The 17,881-nt window shown below is 57.1% G+C and carries 19 protein-coding genes; 17 read left to right on the top strand and 2 right to left on the bottom strand.

Features of this window, described 5'->3' with window-relative positions:
• The first annotated feature begins 10 nt into the window (after positions 1-10).
• The 13 genes from ruvB (at position 11) to trxA (ending at position 13,471) form a co-directional block, all read left to right on the top strand.
• Positions 11-1,027: a Holliday junction branch migration DNA helicase RuvB gene (gene ruvB / locus FD37_RS09045; protein ID WP_045808303.1), complete on the top strand. Its 1,017-nt coding sequence runs from the start codon at positions 11-13 to the stop codon at positions 1,025-1,027.
• Positions 1,028-1,134: 107 nt separating this feature from the next.
• Positions 1,135-1,587 (top strand): preprotein translocase subunit YajC, encoded by a 453-nt coding sequence (gene yajC, locus FD37_RS09040; RefSeq protein WP_082078094.1) that lies wholly within the window; start codon positions 1,135-1,137, stop codon positions 1,585-1,587.
• A 134-nt stretch (positions 1,588-1,721) separates the two neighbouring features.
• Positions 1,722-2,828, top strand: coding sequence for a DNA polymerase IV (gene dinB / locus FD37_RS09035; protein ID WP_045808304.1), 1,107 nt, complete (start codon positions 1,722-1,724; stop codon positions 2,826-2,828).
• Positions 2,829-2,926: 98 nt separating this feature from the next.
• Entirely contained in the window at positions 2,927-3,886 is a 960-nt protein-coding gene (locus FD37_RS09030) for a DHH family phosphoesterase (protein WP_045808305.1), read from the top strand.
• 1 nt (position 3,887) lies between these two features.
• Positions 3,888-5,246, top strand: coding sequence for a DEAD/DEAH box helicase (locus tag FD37_RS09025; RefSeq protein WP_056964920.1), 1,359 nt, complete (start codon positions 3,888-3,890; stop codon positions 5,244-5,246).
• Between the two features lie 280 nt (positions 5,247-5,526).
• Positions 5,527-8,166: an alanine--tRNA ligase gene (gene alaS, locus FD37_RS09020; protein ID WP_045808307.1), complete on the top strand. Its 2,640-nt coding sequence runs from the start codon at positions 5,527-5,529 to the stop codon at positions 8,164-8,166.
• 369 nt (positions 8,167-8,535) lie between these two features.
• A complete protein-coding gene (locus FD37_RS09015; RefSeq protein WP_024746979.1) occupies positions 8,536-8,808 on the top strand; it encodes an IreB family regulatory phosphoprotein in 273 nt (90 codons plus the stop codon).
• Positions 8,805-9,242 carry a Holliday junction resolvase RuvX gene (gene ruvX, locus FD37_RS09010; protein ID WP_045808308.1) on the top strand — a complete coding sequence of 146 codons (438 nt, stop codon included), beginning with the start codon at positions 8,805-8,807 and terminating at the stop codon, positions 9,240-9,242. The genes FD37_RS09015 and ruvX overlap by 4 nt, the downstream gene beginning before the upstream one ends.
• An 8-nt stretch (positions 9,243-9,250) precedes the next feature.
• A complete protein-coding gene (locus tag FD37_RS09005) occupies positions 9,251-9,559 on the top strand; it encodes a DUF1292 domain-containing protein (RefSeq protein WP_045808309.1) in 309 nt (102 codons plus the stop codon).
• Positions 9,560-9,710: 151 nt separating this feature from the next.
• On the top strand, positions 9,711-9,986 hold the full coding sequence (locus FD37_RS09000) for a cell division protein ZapA (RefSeq protein ID WP_045808310.1): 276 nt from the start codon (positions 9,711-9,713) through the stop codon (positions 9,984-9,986).
• Positions 9,987-9,988: 2 nt separating this feature from the next.
• Positions 9,989-10,519, top strand: a complete 531-nt coding sequence (locus FD37_RS08995) for a CvpA family protein (protein ID WP_045808311.1) — start codon at positions 9,989-9,991, stop codon at positions 10,517-10,519.
• Positions 10,520-10,543: 24 nt separating this feature from the next.
• Complete coding sequence (locus tag FD37_RS08990; protein WP_045808312.1) at positions 10,544-12,907, top strand: endonuclease MutS2; 2,364 nt, start codon at positions 10,544-10,546, stop codon at positions 12,905-12,907.
• A gap of 249 nt (positions 12,908-13,156) precedes the next feature.
• Positions 13,157-13,471 (top strand): thioredoxin, encoded by a 315-nt coding sequence (trxA, locus tag FD37_RS08985; RefSeq protein ID WP_045808313.1) that lies wholly within the window; start codon positions 13,157-13,159, stop codon positions 13,469-13,471.
• Between the two features lie 65 nt (positions 13,472-13,536).
• On the opposite strand, the gene FD37_RS08980 is transcribed toward trxA, so the two are convergent.
• The gene (locus FD37_RS08980) at positions 13,537-14,052 is read right to left on the bottom strand and encodes a YslB family protein (RefSeq protein WP_052957253.1); all 516 of its coding nucleotides are present in this window, start codon (positions 14,050-14,052) and stop codon (positions 13,537-13,539) included.
• 202 nt (positions 14,053-14,254) lie between these two features.
• Between FD37_RS08980 and murI the strand changes: the two genes are divergently transcribed.
• Genes murI through cbpB form a run of 4 tightly spaced genes read left to right on the top strand, consistent with a single transcriptional unit; the run spans position 14,255 to position 16,728 of the window.
• Entirely contained in the window at positions 14,255-15,109 is an 855-nt protein-coding gene (gene murI, locus FD37_RS08975; RefSeq protein ID WP_056964918.1) for a glutamate racemase, read from the top strand.
• Positions 15,094-15,693: an XTP/dITP diphosphatase gene (locus FD37_RS08970; protein ID WP_056964916.1), complete on the top strand. Its 600-nt coding sequence runs from the start codon at positions 15,094-15,096 to the stop codon at positions 15,691-15,693. Before murI ends, FD37_RS08970 begins: the two co-directional genes overlap by 16 nt.
• A 2-nt stretch (positions 15,694-15,695) precedes the next feature.
• Entirely contained in the window at positions 15,696-16,229 is a 534-nt protein-coding gene (locus FD37_RS08965; protein ID WP_045808316.1) for a YfcE family phosphodiesterase, read from the top strand.
• A gap of 7 nt (positions 16,230-16,236) precedes the next feature.
• On the top strand, positions 16,237-16,728 hold the full coding sequence (gene cbpB, locus FD37_RS08960; protein WP_056964914.1) for a cyclic-di-AMP-binding protein CbpB: 492 nt from the start codon (positions 16,237-16,239) through the stop codon (positions 16,726-16,728).
• Positions 16,729-16,835: 107 nt separating this feature from the next.
• Here the strand turns inward: cbpB and FD37_RS08955 are convergent, their stop codons facing one another.
• Complete coding sequence (locus FD37_RS08955) at positions 16,836-17,708, bottom strand: mechanosensitive ion channel family protein (RefSeq protein ID WP_056965376.1); 873 nt, start codon at positions 17,706-17,708, stop codon at positions 16,836-16,838.
• Positions 17,709-17,881: the final 173 nt, after the last annotated feature.

Below are 17,881 nucleotides of genomic sequence, written 5' to 3'. Positions count from 1 at the left end.
GGAAGTGCGGATGACAGACGATAACGAACGGCTCGTCTCCCCCGAGCCAGCTGATGACCGGGAAGACTCCGTGGAAAAGTCGTTGCGTCCCCAGACGCTCGCGCAGTACATCGGGCAAGCGCCCATTAAGCACGAGCTGAGCGTCTACATTCAGGCCGCGAAGCAGCGGGAGGAATCGTTGGACCACGTCCTCCTGTACGGCCCGCCCGGTTTAGGGAAGACGACCCTGGCGTTGGTGATCGCCAACGAAATGGGGGTCCAGATCCGGACGACCAGCGGCCCCGCGGTGGAAAAGCCCGGGGATCTCGTGGCGTTGCTGAACGAGCTACAGCCCGGAGATATCTTATTTATTGATGAAATTCACCGACTACCAAAAGTGGTCGAGGAAATGCTGTATTCGGCCATGGAAGACTTCTACATCGACATCGTGGTGGGGCAGGGGCCGACCGCCCACCCGGTGCACTTCCCGTTGCCGCCCTTCACCTTGATTGGGGCGACGACCCGGGCCGGGTTGCTGTCGGCGCCGTTGCGGGATCGCTTCGGCATCGTGGAGCACATGGCCTACTATGAGTCGGCTGACCTGGAAGAGATCGTCAAACGGTCGGCGGAGATTTTTCAAACGCCAATCGATCCAGCCGGGGCCCACGCCATTGCGTTGCGTTCACGGGGCACCCCCCGAATCGCGAACCGCTTGCTGAAACGGATTCGGGACTTCGCCGAGGTCTCACCGGATCACGATACGATTGATCCGGCCATCGTGGATCACGCGTTGACCCTGTTACGGGTCGATTCGGCCGGGTTGGACCAGACGGACATCAAGCTGCTGACGACCATGATCGATTATTATAACGGCGGACCGGTCGGCCTGAACACCCTGGCGGCCAACATCGGTGAAGAGACCGAGACCGTGGCGGCGATGTATGAGCCCTACCTGCTCCAACGCGGATTCCTGAAGCGCACGGCGCAGGGCCGGGTCGTGACGCCCGCCGGGTACGAACACCTGGGCCGGGCCTTTCCGACGAAATAGGGACCGATAATCGCGAACATCCGGAGAACTTCCAGAAATAATTGGACGGATTCCCCGGATTCTGGTAAAGTTGTCCATTAGATAGGACACGAAGGAGTGAACGAATAGTGTTAGGAAATCTTGCAATCGCTGCCGCTGCCGGTGGCCAGTATTCCACGTTGATCATCTTAGTGATCTTCTTGGCATTGATGTACTTCTTAATGTTGCGGCCACAACAAAAGCAACAAAAGAAGCACCGGGAAATGATGAGTGAGTTAAAGAAGGGTGACCACGTGATTACGATCGGTCGCTTGCACGGTGTGATTGATGAAATCAACGAAGCCGACAAGACTGTGACCCTGGACTGCGACGGTATCTACTTGGTCTTTGACCTGCGGGCCATCGCCCAGGTTACGGCCCAAGCACCCCAAGCCGTGACGGCACCCGCTGCTAGCGACGCTGCTGAGACGGAAGAGGCTGCTAAGCCAGCCGACGATGCCGCTGACGACTCAGCCGCACCAGCCGCTGCCGAAGAAGCACCGAAGTCTGACGACGACGCTGCTGACGACACCACGAAGTAAAGCGAAGAAACGATTCCGTTGCGGGGTCGTTTTTTTTTTGCCGTCAAAGAAGATTGAAAGGGAACGTTCGTTCGGATATAATGTAAGCAACTTAGTCACCGGCAAGCGTCGTTGGCGGAAAGGGAGTGTGACCGATGCCACAACCAGACCCACAATTTACCCAGCGGAAAATCATCCATGTGGATATGGACGCCTTTTACGCGTCCATCGAAGAACGGGACCACCCGGAGCTGAAGACGCACCCCCTGGTCATTGCCAAGGATCCCCGGAAGACCGGTGGCCGCGGGGTCGTGGCCACCGCCAATTACCTGGCGCGGGCCCACGGTATCCACTCGGCGATGAGTGCGAGCGAGGCACTGAAGTTGTGCCCGGAGGCCGTCTTCCAGACCCCGAACTTTCCCCTTTACCGGCAGGTGTCGGAGCAGATTCACCGAATCTTTCACGAGTACACCGACATCATCGAACCGGTGGCCTTTGACGAAGCCTACCTGGACGTGACCCAGAACAAGCACCACCTTCACTCGGCGGTGCAGGTGGCCCATGAGCTTCAGGCCGAGATCTACGACCAGACCCACCTGACCTGTTCGACCGGAATCTCCTACAGCAAATTTCTGGCCAAGGAGGCCTCGGATTACCGAAAACCGGTCGGCGTCAGCGTCATCTTGCCGGAAGATGCCCACGATTTTTTGATGGCGCTGCCCATCGAGCGTTTTCGGGGTGTGGGCAAGAAGACGGTGCCGAAGATGCACGACCTGGGGATCCAGACCGGTGCCGACCTGTACCGGTGGTCGCAGCTGGCCCTGATCCACGATTTCGGCAAGTTCGGCTACGTCTTATATCAGCGGGTGCGGGGCATCGACGAGCGTCCGGTGGCCTATCAGCGGGAGCGCAAGTCGATCGGCAAGGAACGCACCTATGGCCCACCGTTGACCACGCCGGGTGAGGTGGAAAACCAGCTCCAGCGGTTGGCGGAGCTGGTCGCCACGGCGGTCGCCCGCAAGCAGCGTCACGGCAAGACCTTGGTGTTGAAGCTGCGGACCAGCGACTTTACGACGGTCACCAAGCGGGTCACCCAAGACGACTTTATCGAAAACGAGGCGGCCCGCTATTACGAGCTGGCACTAGACCTGTATCACAGTGTGGCCACGGCCGACGAGGAGATTCGCCTACTGGGCATCACGATCACGGGACTGGCTTCCCAGACGTTCGAGAACGTCCGCCTACCGCTTTGGGGCGATTAGGGCAGACTTTCTTTGAAATTACCCCGTAAAACTTGTATACTGGAACGCAGCGTTGCGGCGCTCGCGTCGCAAATTCGGAAAGAAAACGGGTGACACACATGGCAATTCAGACAGCCATTCTAGAACAAATCAAACAGTATTCCACCATTATCATTCACCGACACCAGCATCCAGATCCGGACTGTGTGGGCGCACAATTGGGGTTACGGACCATTTTACGGGCCAGCTTCCCCGAAAAGACGATCCTGGCAGTGGGCAAGCACTATCCCGGCTTCGACTGGTTGGGCCAGGCCGATACCGACGTGACCGACGACCAGTATCAAAATGCGTTGGTCATCGTGGTCGACACGGCCAACCAGCCACGGGTCGACGATGCGCGCTGGCAGACCGGGAAGGCCGTGGTCAAGATTGATCACCACCCGAACGACGACGCCTTCGGGGACCTGCAATGGGTCGAAGACCAAGCCTCCAGCACGTCGGAATTGTTGTACGACTTCTACGCCGCCAACGCCGCCGAATTGACGTTGCCAACCGAAGCCGCGCGGCTCTTTTACGCCGGCATCGTTGGGGATACCGGGCGCTTCATGTACCCGGCAACCTCCGCGCACACCATGGAAGTGGCGGGCAAGCTGATGGCAACGGGCTTCTCCGCTTCCGACGTCAACCAGGCCGAAGACGAGGTCTCACCCGCCATGGCGCGGTTGTCCGCGTACGTGTACCAGAACCTGACCATTTTACCGAGTGGGGCGGCCTATCTGAAGCTGAGTGATGCCGACCTGGAGCCGTTCGAATTGGGCGAGACCGATTCGACCTCCGCTGTAGTGCCGTTACCGGGGAAGATCACGACGGTCAAGGCCTGGGCCTTCTTCGTTGAGGCCAAGGACCACACCTACCGGATCCGGTTGCGTTCCAAGGGGCCGTCCATCAACGGGCTGGCCAAGGCTCACGGCGGTGGGGGCCACGCTCTCGCCAGTGGGGCCACCGCCCACGACCAAGCAGAAATTGACCAAGTCGTTCAGGAACTGGACGCGTTGGTCGCTCAAGACAAAGGAGAATAGAATGACCGCAGATTTCACACAGTTTCACCTGCAAGACTTTTTGATGCAGGCTTTGAAAAAAATTGGGTTTTACCACCCGACGGCCGTCCAAGAAAAATTGATCCCCATCATCGCATCCGGCAAGGACGTGGTGGGGCAATCCCAAACCGGGAGTGGGAAGACCCACACGTTCCTCCTGCCGATCTTTAACCAGCTGACCGACGAGAACCAGGTTCAGGCCGTCATCACGACACCGAGCCGGGAACTGGCCTACCAGATTCACACCGCCGCCGAACAATTGGCCGCGGAGGCGCCGTTCGAGATTCGCATCGGAAACTACGTCGGGGGGACCGACAAGAAACGGCAGATGACGAAGCTGGAACGTAACCAACCACAGTTGGTCATCGGGACGCCCGGGCGGGTCATGGACCTGATCCAGTCCCAGGCGTTGGACGTGCATACGGCCCGGCAGTTCGTCGTGGACGAAGCGGACATGACGTTAGACCTCGGGTTCCTGGACCAGGTCGACAAGATTGCCAGCCGGATGCCTAAAAACCTGCAGATGATGGTCTTTTCGGCGACGATTCCACAAAAATTAAATCCATTCTTACGGAAATATCTGAACCACCCCGTCATCGAGGAGATTCCGGCGAGTGCCATTATCAGTGACACCATCGATAACTGGTTGATCTCGACCAAGGGACAGGACCGTAACCGGCTGATCTACCAGCTGATCACCATGGGCGAACCCTACCTGGTCCTGATCTTTGCCAACACCAAGACGCGGGTCGAAGAACTGCACCACTACCTCCAATCCCAAGGCTTGAAGGTGGCCATGATTCACGGGGGCATCAAGCCGCGGGAACGTAAGCGGGTTATGCGCGAAGTCAAGAACCTGCAGTTCCAGTACGTGGTGGCGACCGACCTAGCTTCCCGGGGAATCGACATCGAAGGGGTCTCCCACGTCATCAACGACGATATTCCGGAGGACCTGGACTTCTTCATTCACCGGGTCGGCCGGACCGGTCGGCAGGGGATGCCGGGAACGGCGATCACCCTGTACTCACCGGGCGAAGAAAAGAAGGTCGCCGAGATTGAAGCCCTGGGCATTCATTTCCAACCCAAGCGGATCAGTGACGGTGAAATCGTCGACTCTTACGACCGTAACCGGCGGACCAAGCGGAGGAAGTCCACGCAACACCTGGACCCGACCCTGATCGGAATGGTCAAGAAGAAAAAGAAGAAGATTAAGCCAGGGTACAAACACCAGATCAAGCAGGCCATTCATGCCAAGAAGGACCAGGAGCGCCGGATCGAACAACGCGCGGCGGCTCGGGCCGAACGGAAGCGGCGGAAGCGTGAGTCGGACCGGTATCAATAACCGGATTAGCGATTGACAAGCGGTACCCCGCAACCTATAATTTTATCTGGACAATTAAATATCAATTAGAGGATATACCGCTAAGGTTCCACTTTCAGAAACGTTTTGGGTGCTGTGAAAAACGATTGGGAACTTAGTTGGCGCTCCCTCGAGTGTTTCGCGACTCAGCGTTATGAGTTTAAGAGGTTAACGATCAAACATCGTTGCAAGTAAAGTGGTACCGCGCTTCGGCGTCTTTACGGGCAACGGTGTTTTTATCTTTTTTTGGAGGTTAATAGAGATGAAAGAGCTAAGCAGTAGTCAAATTCGCCAGATGTACCTCGACTTCTTCAAGTCGAAGGGCCACACCATTGAACCGAGTGCGTCGCTGGTGCCGAAGGATGATCCGTCGCTGTTATGGATCAACTCCGGGGTCGCTACGATGAAGAAGTACTTTAGTGGGCAAGTCGTTCCCGAGAACCCCCGCTTGACCAGTTCCCAAAAGAGTATCCGGACCAACGATATCGAAAACGTGGGTCGGACGGCCCGGCACCACACGCTGTTTGAAATGCTGGGGAACTTCTCAGTGGGTGATTACTTTAAGAAGGAAGCTATCACCTGGGCCTGGGAACTCCTGACGTCGCCCGATTGGTTCGGCTGGGATCCCGACAAGCTGTACATGACGGTCTACCCGAAGGATACCGACGCCAAGGAATTCTGGGAAAAGGCCGGGGTGGCCCCCGACCACATCATCCCGATGGAAGACAACTTCTGGGACATCGGTGAAGGGCCTTCGGGTCCCGACTCCGAAATCTTCTACGACCGGGGCGAAAGCTTCAACAACTTAGCGGCCGATGATCCCGAAAACTACCCGGGTGGGGAAAACGAACGGTACCTGGAAGTCTGGAACATCGTCTTCTCCCAGTTCAACCATGAACCCGATGGCTCCTACAAGCCGTTGCCCCGGAAGAACATTGATACCGGGATGGGGTTGGAACGGGTCGTTTCGATCTTCCAAAACGCGAAGACCAACTTCGAGACCGACCTCTTCTTGCCACTGATTCACAAGACCGAGGCGTTGAGTGCGGGGAAGACCTACGGCGCCGACAAGGAAGATGACATTTCCTTTAAGGTGATTGCCGATCATGCCCGGGCCATCACGTTTGCCATTGGCGACGGGGCCCTGCCAAGCAACGAAGGCCGCGGCTACGTGATTCGGCGGCTGATTCGGCGGGCCGTGGTCAACGGTCAAAAGCTGGGTATCCAGGGCGCCTTCCTGGACCAGCTGGTGCCGGTCGTGGGTGAGATCATGCAGTCGTACTACCCCGATGTTTTGAAGCAAAGTGACTACATCGCCAAGATCGTTCGGTCCGAAGAAGACCGGTTCGGCGAAACGCTGAACGGGGGGCTCGACCTTTTGAACGGGTTGATTGCGGACCTGAAGAAGACGGGCGGCAAGCAAATTGCCGGTCCCGACGCCTTCAAGCTGTACGATACCTACGGGTTCCCAGTTGAACTGACGCAGGAATACGCGATCGACCAAGGCATCTCCGTGGACCAAGACGGGTTCAAGGCCGAGATGCAAAAGCAAAAGGACCGTGCCCGGAACGCCCGGGGGAAGCAAAAGGCCATGGGGCTGCAACACGACTTGCTGATCAACGTGAAGACGCCGAGCGAGTACGTCGGGTACACGCAGTTAACGACCAAGAGCGTCCTGACCGAATTGGTCGTGGACGACCAATTGGCGGACGAAGCCGTTGCCGGCACCGCCGAAGCCATGTTTGACACCACGCCGTTCTACGCGGAAATGGGTGGTCAAGTGGCCGACAAGGGGGACATCTACGACCTCGAAGGCCATGTCGTGGCCCACGTCACGGACGTCCAACACGCGCCAAACGGTCAAAACCTGCACACCCTCGCCCTGGTGGCACCCTTGAAGAAGGGGACCCGCTATGAGTTGAAGGTCGATCAGGTCTTCCACAGCAAGGTCGAGAAGAACCACACGGCGACCCACTTGTTGGACAAGGCATTGCGGAACGTCTTCGGTGAACACACGCAACAGGCGGGGTCATTGGTCGAAGGCGACTACCTGCGGTTCGACTTTACCCACTTTGGACAGGTCGACCCTGCCGACCTCGCCAAGGCCGAAGCCATTGTGAACCAGCAGATCTTTGCCGAACTGCCGGTCACGACGGTAGTCACGGACATCGAAAGCGCCAAGAAGATGGGCGCCATCGCCTTGTTCAGCGAAAAGTACGGGAAGACCGTGCGGGTCGTGAGCGCCGGCGATTTCGTCACCGAATTCTGTGGTGGGAACCACGTGAAGAACACCAACGAAATCGGTCTGTTCAAGATCACTTCAGAAACCGGGGTCGGTGCCGGTGTGCGGCGGATCGAAGCCGTCACGTCGGGGGCCGCTTACCGGTACCTGAACGACCACAACAACATCTTGAACGCGGTCGCGGCTGACTTGAAGGTCACCCAGATTGCCGACGTTGAGGGTAAGGTGCAAGCCTTACAAGCTCAGGTCAAGGAACTGCAACAGAAGCAGGCCACCTTGGAAGGCAAGCTGGCCGGCGAACAGGCCGGCGCCGTCTTCGACCACGTGGCGCAAGCCGGGAACTACAGTTTGATCAGCGGGACCGTTCAGGTGTCGAAGATGGACCAACTCCGGGCCTTAGCCGACACTTGGCGGGAAAAGGCGTTGTCCGACGTGCTGGTCTTGGGGGCCGAAGTCAACGGCAAGGCGAACCTGATCGTGGCCGTGAGTGCGGACAAGCAAAAGCAGGTCAAGGCCGGTGACCTGATCAAGGCCATTGCACCGAAGATCAACGGTGGTGGTGGCGGTCGGCCGAACCTGGCCCAAGCCGGTGGGAAGAACCCCGCGGGCTTACCAGATGCCATGACCGCAGCCAACGACTGGTTAACGGAACAAGCTTAATTTCAATCAAGTATGGGGATTCGGGACGGTCTGTTCCGAATCCCTTTTTAGGTGCTGTGGCGGTTGGTAAATGAGCCGATTTTTTAGAGAAGTGAGCGCTTCTAAAAACGATCGTCACGGCCCAGCTGAACGGAAGCCACCGGCAGCTGCCACTGATTTCATTCATCAATCGCGATTTTTGAAATCCGTTTCGGGGTGCGTTAGGATAGAAATGGTCGGTGATGACGGGCCGACACCGGTTTTACCAGTCATTAAATAATTGACCACGTTTCGTATTACGAAAAGATTACATCGCCTTTCGGTCGTTGTAGTTTGCGAGTCAATCGAGTAAAATTGAGACTAAGTGAGGAAGTGCGGGGGTGTTATATAGTGAGTTCATTAGACAAAACGATGTATTTTGACTTTGGGGCTAACCAACCAAAGGACGTGCACGATACACTGGTTACGGTCTATCAAGCACTAGAAGAAAAGGGTTATAACCCAATCAATCAGATTGTCGGGTACCTGCTATCGGGCGATCCTGCGTACATCCCGCGAATCAATGATGCGCGGAATTTAATTCGCAAGCACGAACGGGACGAGATCATTGAAGAGCTCGTGCGGTTCTACTTGAATCAGAACGGACCGGTGAAACCATCATGAAGTTAATGGGATTAGACGTGGGTTCACGGACCGTGGGTATCGCAATCAGCGACGCCCTCGGGTGGACGGCGCAAGGGGTCGAGATTATCCCGATTGATGAAGAGGCAGAAGTATTCGGACTCGACCGGGTCGCGGAGCTGGTCAAAGAGCACGACGTTGACGGGTTCGTGGTCGGGCTTCCCAAGAATATGAATAATACGCTTGGCCCCCGGGTCGCCGCTTCGCAACGATACGGTCAAATGCTGACGGATCGGTTTCATTTACCCGTTGACTTCGAAGATGAACGGTTGACAACGGTTGAAGCGGAGCGTATGTTAGTGGAACAAGCTGACACGTCACGGCGGAAACGCAAGCGTGTCATTGACAAATTAGCAGCTGGGTTAATCCTGCAGAACTATTTAGATCGGCACGGTAAGTTAACCCGAGAAAAGTGAGGTTTCCCATGAACGAAGACCAAGAACAAATTACTTTAGTTGATGAAAACGGCAACGAAGAGTTGTACGATGTGTTATTTACCTTTGAATCCGACGATTTTGGTAAGTCTTACATCTTGATTTACCCATCCGGCAAGAGTGACGACGAAGAAGTCGACATTCAAGCGTACGCTTTACCAGAGGATGATGATCCGGCCAACCCATCCGGTGGCGATCTGCAACTGATCGAATCCGACGAAGAATGGGACATGATCGAATCCGTTTTGAACACGTTCTTAGCGGACGGTACGGTTGATCCGAACGCGGGTAAAAAGTAAGGATTACCGAAGGAGTCTGGGACAACTGTCCTGGGCTCTTTTTGTTTGTGACCAACTTTCGGTGGCCCGGCAAAACCGGGGGTGGAAACTACTCCCCACGGGGGATTAATGGTAAAATAAGACATTGTGGAAAAATAGGGGGAATCATGACATGACGGAACAGACACACCGATTTAAGGCCGTAATTGCCGGCAAGACCTATACGATTGTGGGTCAGGCAACGGATGCCCACATGCAGGCGGTCACGGAGGTTCTGAATCAACAATATACCCAATTAAAACAACTTTCACCGCAGTTGAGCAAGGAAGACGCGGCCGTCTTGATGGCCTTTAACGCCATCTCGGACCAGCTGAAAATGGCGGCGGCGCAACCCAAGCCGACCGATGACGAGTCGGACTCACCGGCAACTACGGACCAGGAGCACTAGGCATGCTGCTGAGTTTGGGCATTCTCCTGGTCCTTTGGCTGGGCTTTCACCGGGGCTACCGGCGGGGCTTGGTGCTCCAGGTGCTGTTGACGGTCGGCTACCTGGCGGTCTGGTTAGTGGCCCGCTTGGGTGCGCGTCCGCTGGCCAGTGGCCTGGGGCAATTTGTGGGCAATCTGTCCCTCGATAGTTCGGTGAGCACCGTCGCCGCCAGTCAGAGCAGTTCTTTTTTTCTGAACGGGCTCGCGTTTTCGGCCATCTTGACGGTGGGCTACTTCGTGGTGCGCCGGGTGGCTTACGGGCTGAACCGGGTGACCTGGTTACCAGTCATTCACCAGGTTAATTCTTTGGCGGGCGGCCTGATCAACTTGGCCATTCGCTACCTGATTATTTTTTTAATCTTAAACCTATTAATTTTGTTACCAAGTACGAGCTTTCAGCGGACCTATCAGTCCTCAACCGTGGCCCAGTGGGTGGTCAAACAGACCCCCGTCCTGTCGAAGCAGGTCATGCACTGGTGGTTGAACGGACATTAGGTTGGCTGTGAGAAAGGAGCAAGCATGAACCAGAAAACACTGTCCATCATGGAATATGAGCGGATCAAGCAGGCCATTCGGGGCTATCTGGTGTCGGCAGCCGGGCAACACGAGTTGTCCCGGCTACAACCGACCGCCAATCCGGAAAAACTGCAACGGTGGTTGGACGAGACCCAGGACGGCGCTGACATTTATCGGTTGGAGAGCGGCATTCCGTTGCCCCAACTGGACGACATTCGCCCGCACCTGAAGCGGCTGGCCCTGGAGGCCGTCTTGAATGGGCTGGAATTGGCCCAGATCAGTCGGGTCCTGTGGACGACCAGTGCCGTGGTCAAGTTCTTCGACCAATTGGCCGATAAAGAAGTCACGATGCGGCAACTTGACCGGGAAGTGCACGAACTCGTGACGCTGCCCGACGTGACCCGACGTTTACGGACGTCACTCGAGGGGGACGGCCATCTGACGGATGACGCCTCACCCGAATTGCGCCAGATTCGGCAACACATCACCCAGACCGCGGCGGCGATTCGCCAAACCATGGATCAGTATACCCGGGGCAAGGACGCCAAGTATCTGAGCGAGACCATCGTCACGATTCGGGACGACCGGTACGTGTTACCGGTTCGCTCGGAGTATAAGCAACACTTCGGCGGCATCGTCCACGACCAAAGTGCCAGTGGGCAGACCCTGTTCATCGAACCCCAAGCCGTGGTGGGCTTGAACAACCGCCTGCGGCAGGCGCAGATGGATGAACGGCACGAGGAACAGCGCATCTTGGCCGAACTGACGGCCCTGTTGACGCCGTACCAAGACGAGATCCTGCGCAACGCCCAGATCTTAGGCCACCTCGACTTTATCAACGCCAAGGCGCGGTATGCCCACCAACTGCACGCCACCGAACCCAAGTTGTCCCGCGACAACGCGGTGAACCTGCGGCAGGCCCGGCACCCGCTGATCGACCCCAAGAAGGTCGTGGCTAACGATATCGCCATCGGGCAGGACTACAAGACCATCGTGGTCACGGGGCCCAACACCGGTGGGAAGACCATCACGTTGAAGACACTGGCCCTGGTCCAACTAATGGGACAGTCCGGGTTGTTTATCCCGGCCAACGAAAACAGTGTGATTGGCGTGTTCGACGACATTTTTGCCGACATCGGGGATGAACAGTCGATCGAGCAGAGCCTGAGTACCTTCTCCGGGCACATGGAAAATATCGTGGCGATTCTGAAACAGGCCGATGAACACAGCCTGATCGTCATCGATGAACTGGGCGCCGGAACGGATCCCCAGGAAGGGGCGGCGTTGGCCATCGCCATCCTGGACCAGATTGGGACCCTGGGGAGTTACGTGATGGTCTCGACCCACTACCCAGAGCTGAAGGCCTACGGGTATAACCGGCCGGAGACCATCAACGCCAGCATGGAGTTCGACGCGCAGACCCTGCAACCAACGTATCGGTTGTTGATCGGGATTCCCGGTCGCAGTAATGCCTTCGACATTGCCGCGCGGTTAGGGATGCCGGCAACGGTCGTCGCAGCGGCGCGGGGCTTAACGGACCAGGACAGTCAGGACTTAAACGCCATGATTGCCGATCTGACCGAGCAGAAGCGCCAGGCCGATGCCGACGCGGCCAGCCTGCACGACGAGTTGCAGGAGGCCACCGAGTTGCACAGCAGCCTACAGAAGCAGTTTGACCAGTACCAGCACCAGAAGGACCAATTGATGCTGGACGCCAAGCAGCAGGCCAACCGCTTAGTCGATGAGTCCCGCAAACGGGCCAACCAGATCATCGCCGACCTGCGCAAGAAGCAACTCGACGCGGGTAAGAGCGTGGTCAAGGAAGACGAGCTGATCGCGGCTCAGGGGGCGTTGAACGCCATTCAGCAGGATACCGGGTTGAAGAAGAACCGGGTCTTGCGGCGGGAAAAGGCCAAGCACACGTTTAAGAAGGGCGACAGCGTCCTGGTCAAGTCCTATGGGCAGACCGGGGTACTGATGCAACAGCTCGACGATAGTCACTGGGAGGTCCAGCTGGGTATCCTGAAGATGAAAATCGCCACCACCGACCTGGAAAAGGCCGCCGATCCCGCGAAGTCGCGCAAGCAGCCGCGGGCGTCGATTCAACGGACCGGGTCGAGTGGGATGTCGCCGACCTTGGACCTGCGGGGTCACCGGTACGAGGAGGCCATGGCCGAGGTCGACCGCTATATCGACTCCGCCTTGCTCGCGGGTTACCCGTCCGTGACGATCATTCACGGTAAGGGGACCGGGGCGTTGCGAAAAGGGGTCACCGAGTACCTGAAGCGCAATAACCGGATCAAGAGCTTCGGCTTCTCTCCCGCCAACGCGGGGGGCGATGGGTCGACCGTCGTGCGGTTCAAGTAGCTGATTTACCACAAGGTCGAGCTTCAAGACGCGCGTTTCTTACGTGGCTCGAAGTCGTGACCACGGTCGTCACGGCTCAGCTGAGCGGAAGTAATCGACCATTTTCGCTGATTTCAACTAGTAGGATGTGTATTAACTAATTAATTGTAAGCAATTTTGTTGTCTTTTTGCGATAGTCTGGTAGACTATTATCAGACGGCAACGAAAGCTGCTGGTAGTTCAGTGAGAATTTGATAGGGAGGCAGAATAATGGTTACCGAAACAACTGATAAGACCTTTGAACAAGACACTGCCAAGGGTGTCACTCTGACCGATTTTTGGGCAACGTGGTGCGGTCCTTGTCGGATGCAATCACCAGTGGTTGAACAATTAGCCGATGAGATGGGCGATCAAGTGACGTTCAACAAGATGGACGTCGACGCGAACCCGAACACCCCACAATCCTTCGGTATCATGAGTATCCCAACGTTACTCGTGAAGAAGGACGGCGAAGTGGTCGACTCCATCGTGGGTTACCACTCCAAGGAACAATTGAAGAAGATTTTAGACCAATACCTGGCTTAAGGGATGGGTCGCAAAAAGGGATTTCCGCTAAATCGTTAACGGAAATCCCTTTTTTTAAAAATTTGTTATTCCTCAGGTGTATCGGCCGCGGGTGCCCCGACGATCTTGAGGGGTTCCGGGGCGTCGTAGTTGGGGACCGTGTCGTCCGGGTCGGTGTAGACGTCGAAGGTCACGGCCTGACTCCGCAACTTGCGGGTCGTGTCGACCAGTTCCGCTTCGGCGGTGACCCCGAGCTGCTGAGCCATCATCTCGGCCAAGAAGCCCGCCTCTAACGTAAAGTCGGGGGTGCTGTCGAGGCGCTTGCGCAGGGCAACGGGCTCACCGCTAAGCTGCCAGCGGGTCATCTCGGCACTCTGCTTGAGCAGGGTGAGGGTCCCGAAACCGGCTTGTTGAAAAAAGACCGCGGCGTCTTTGGGATTGGCTAACGGGAACTTACGGGCAAGCGCCTTGCCCGCCCAGTAGCCGATGGCGCCCTTGTCATCGCCGAGCAGTTCGGGCAGCAGGGCGTCACGGAATAAGAGTTGGGGAAAGTAGGGCGCGCCCGCAGCGTCGCTCATGACGGTTTGATATAAGTTTTTCACGATGGTTGACTCCTTCGTTTGAATTCATGACCTGAATGTAACCTCTTTGCTATTATACCGTAAATTTTTTGTCACATGGTGTGTGGGGGAAATTTTAGGTTTTCTTATGGCGAAACCGTCCGGACAGTGGGGCGAAACTTGAAACCGGTTCAAAAAAAGGCGATAATATAGATTCAAGAAAAGAACGAAGGAGCGTTGAGTCATGCAAAATCATCCGATTGGATTAATGGATTCAGGGGTTGGCGGCTTAACGGTTTTAAGAGAGATTCAACGGTTGTTACCCACCGAAGAGACGGTGTATCTGGGTGACCAGGGGCGGCTTCCCTATGGCCCCCGGTCGCCACAGGAAGTTGCGCAGTTTACCCAACAAATCGAAGCCTTCCTGGAACGTCGGCACCAGATCAAGTTGTTCGTCATTGCGTGCAACACGGCAACGGCGGCGGCCTTGCCCGCCCTGCGGCAACGGGTCAAGATTCCGGTCGTGGGAGTGATCGTCCCGGGGGCCCGCAGCGCGGTTCAAGCGACGCGGCGGCACCGCATCGGGGTCATCGCCACGCAGGGGACCGTCAAGAGTGACCAGTACCGCCACCAGATTCAGGCGTTGGCCCCCGGCGATACCGTGGTGAGCTTAGCCACGCCGGACTTTGTGAAGCTGGTCGAGCACAACGACCTGACGTCGCCACAGGCCTTCGCCGCGGTGGCGCGGGGCCTGGCACCGTTCAAGCACCAGGACATCGATACCCTGGTGATGGGGTGCACCCATTTTCCGCTTCTGCGGGCAGCCATTCAGGCCGCACTGGGACCGGACGTGACCCTGGTCGATCCCGGGACCGCTACGGCAGAAATGGTCACCGCGTTGCTGGATTACGCGGGACAGGCCAACGATACGGGGGTCTTACACCCGGCCACGGTGACCTATACGACCGGGGATCCCGCCCAATTTGATACGTTAGCGCAGGCCTGGTTGACGGCACCGGTGTTACCGGCTCAGCCCGTCAGCCTCGCCACCTTAGAACAGGCCACATTGGAGGAATCGTCATCATGGAAGAAATCCTAGTCATTGCAACGTCGAACCCCGGGAAGGCCCGGGAGTTTCGCGCCATCTTCGAACCCAAAGGCATTACGGTCAAGACCCTCGCCGATTTTCCCGCGTTACCGGCGATTCCGGAGACCGGCACGACGTTTACCGAAAACGCCCAGCTGAAGGCCACCACGGTCGCCCAGGCGACCCAACTTCCCGTCTTAGCGGATGATTCGGGGCTGATGGTGGACGCCCTGAACGGTGAACCGGGCATCTACTCCGCCCGGTATGCCGGGGACCACGACGACGCCAAGAACAAGGCCAAGCTGTTGGCCAACCTGACCGGTGTTCCGGCTGCCGACCGAACGGCGCGGTTTCACACGTCGTTGGTCCTGGTGAAGCCGAACGGTCAGGAACTGATTACGACGGGGGAAATTCAGGGCACGATCCTGACGGCCCCCCGCGGGGATGATGGGTTCGGGTACGATCCGCTCTTTTACGTGCCGGCCGAGCAGCAGACCTTTGCGGAAATGCCGCTGGCCCGTAAGAATCAGATCAGCCACCGGGCCCGGGCCACGGCGGAGATGTTGACCAAGTTCGATGAATGGTGGGGGGCGTAAGCATGGCACGTTGGCTAGTGATCAGTGATAACCACGGTGACCGGGAGATCTTACCGGACCTCCGCCGGAAGCTGCGGCCGGACGTGACCTTTCATTGCGGGGATTCCGAGATGACCGCCGATGACCCCTGGTTCTTGGCCCCGAATACCTACGTTGTCCGGGGAAACATGGACATCGACGACGGCTTTCCGTTGGCACTCACGCCTAAGATCGATGGGGCACAGGTCCTGTTGACCCACGGCCACCGCGACGCCGTGCACTGGGACTTGACGAAGCTGCAGCTGCACGCCGAGGCGGTCCAGGCCGACGCCGTCTTCTTCGGTCACACCCACGAGCTGGCGGTCGAGATGACCGGTGGCCGGTTATACTTAAATCCCGGCAGTATTAGCCAACCCCGCGGTGAATTTCGCACCCTAGGTGGCACCTGTGCGCTGGTGACCGTGACGCCGGAACAATGGCTGGTGCAGTACTATACCCGGGATGGGCGGCCCGTGACGCGCCTGAAATTTAGCTTTGAGCGCCCCCAGAAAGGATGACTGATTCATGATTGATGCTGCGGTTGAGCAGCTGCTTCTAGAAGACCCCAAGAGTTACGTGATTCCCGCCGACATCGTGGCGACCGTCACGGCGACCAACACCCTGGAGCACGCCTTGATGGTGCTCTCCAAGGTCGGCTACACGCGGATTCCCGTGTTGGCGCCGGACGACCACTTACAGGGGCTGTTGTCGTTATCGGCCGTGACCGATAGCCTGTTAAAGGTCCCGGGCGCCGCGGTCGACCAATTGAGTGGCGTCCAGGTCGCCGACGTGATGCAACCGGTCAAACGGTGGGTGGACGATCCGACCAAGTTGGAAAAAATCTTAAACCTGTTGGTGGACGAACCCTTCCTGCCGTTGGTGACGGAAGACATGATCTTCCAGGGCATCATTACGCGCCGGGAGATCCTCAAGCGGGTCAATTACCTGGCCCATAACCTGGACCGGGAGTATCAGGTGACCCGCCGCGAACTGGATCCCGCCGCCGAGAATCGGTAAGCAAAACAAGAGAATGGACTATCAAAAAAGGTTGAGACCTGCGTCTCAACCTTTTTTAGCTGTCTGATAATGTGATTGACGTACCCGCGACGCACTTTCAAGACTTGCTACGCTTTGGGGGTGGTCATGGCGTGGGTCGGCAACGTGATGCCGGCCTGGCGGATCGCCTTGAGGTAGGCGGTCAGAAAGGTGGCTTGAAGGTTGAATTGACTGCCATTCTTGGCAATGAGGCCGACCTGATAGACCAGCTCACCGCTGGGCAGGGTGACGACGCCGGTCAACACCGGATCTTCGATGATACTGGGGTGCGCGGGGACCAGTTGCTCGTTGACCCGTTCGATGATGGCGGGCAGCTGTTCGACCGGCGTCGACGTCGCGATGGGGATGTTGACCAGGGCCCGCATGTTGTTGCGTGACCGGTTGGCAATGATGGTGATGTTGCGGTTGGGGATGTAGTTGACGGTCCCGTCCGCGCTAGTCACCTGCGTGGTCCGGAGCCCCAGGGCGGTAACGGTGCCTTCGATGGTACCGATTTTCACAGCATCCCCCACGTCAAACTGTTGCTCGACTAAGATTGAGATCCCCGTGACCAGGTCGCTGACGAAGCCCTGAGCGCCCAGCCCTAAAGCCAGACTGAAGATTCCGGCCCCGGCGACCAGGGTGCCCACGGGAACGCCCAGCGTGGAAAGTAACGCGTAGACCCAGAAAAACAGGACGGTGTAGTGAAAGAGGTTCATGGTCAGCATGCTGATGGTCTGGAGCCGGTTGCTGGTCTGATCACGACTGGCCAGGTATTTCTTGAAACTGCGACTTAAAATGGCTTTTCCAATCAGGTTAATGAGAAAAAATAACACGGTCAAGGCGACCAGGTTTAAGAAGCGGGTCGTGACCAGGTGAAAGAAGGATTCCCAGTTAAAGGACTGGATGTAGTGTTGAAACCACTTGGTAGAAGTGGCGGTGGTGGTAACGAGTGCTTGGATCGTCAACGGACGAACCCCCCTTGGTAAGAATAAGGAACTTCCTTAGTTTAGCAGACTTTTCGGGCGTGTGCGGACCGAAGTGGTGAAAATCACGAACGGTTGTGGGGTTTTAATTGCGCGGTGGGGGCGAGAATGCTATTCTAATGGTAAGTAACCGAATACAAGGAGGGGTT

Source organism: Levilactobacillus spicheri DSM 15429, from assembly GCF_001435095.1.
Lineage (GTDB): Bacteria > Bacillota > Bacilli > Lactobacillales > Lactobacillaceae > Levilactobacillus > Levilactobacillus spicheri.
The sequence above is the reverse complement of the archived record's forward strand: the minus strand, read 5'-3'. Positions and strand labels throughout refer to the sequence as shown.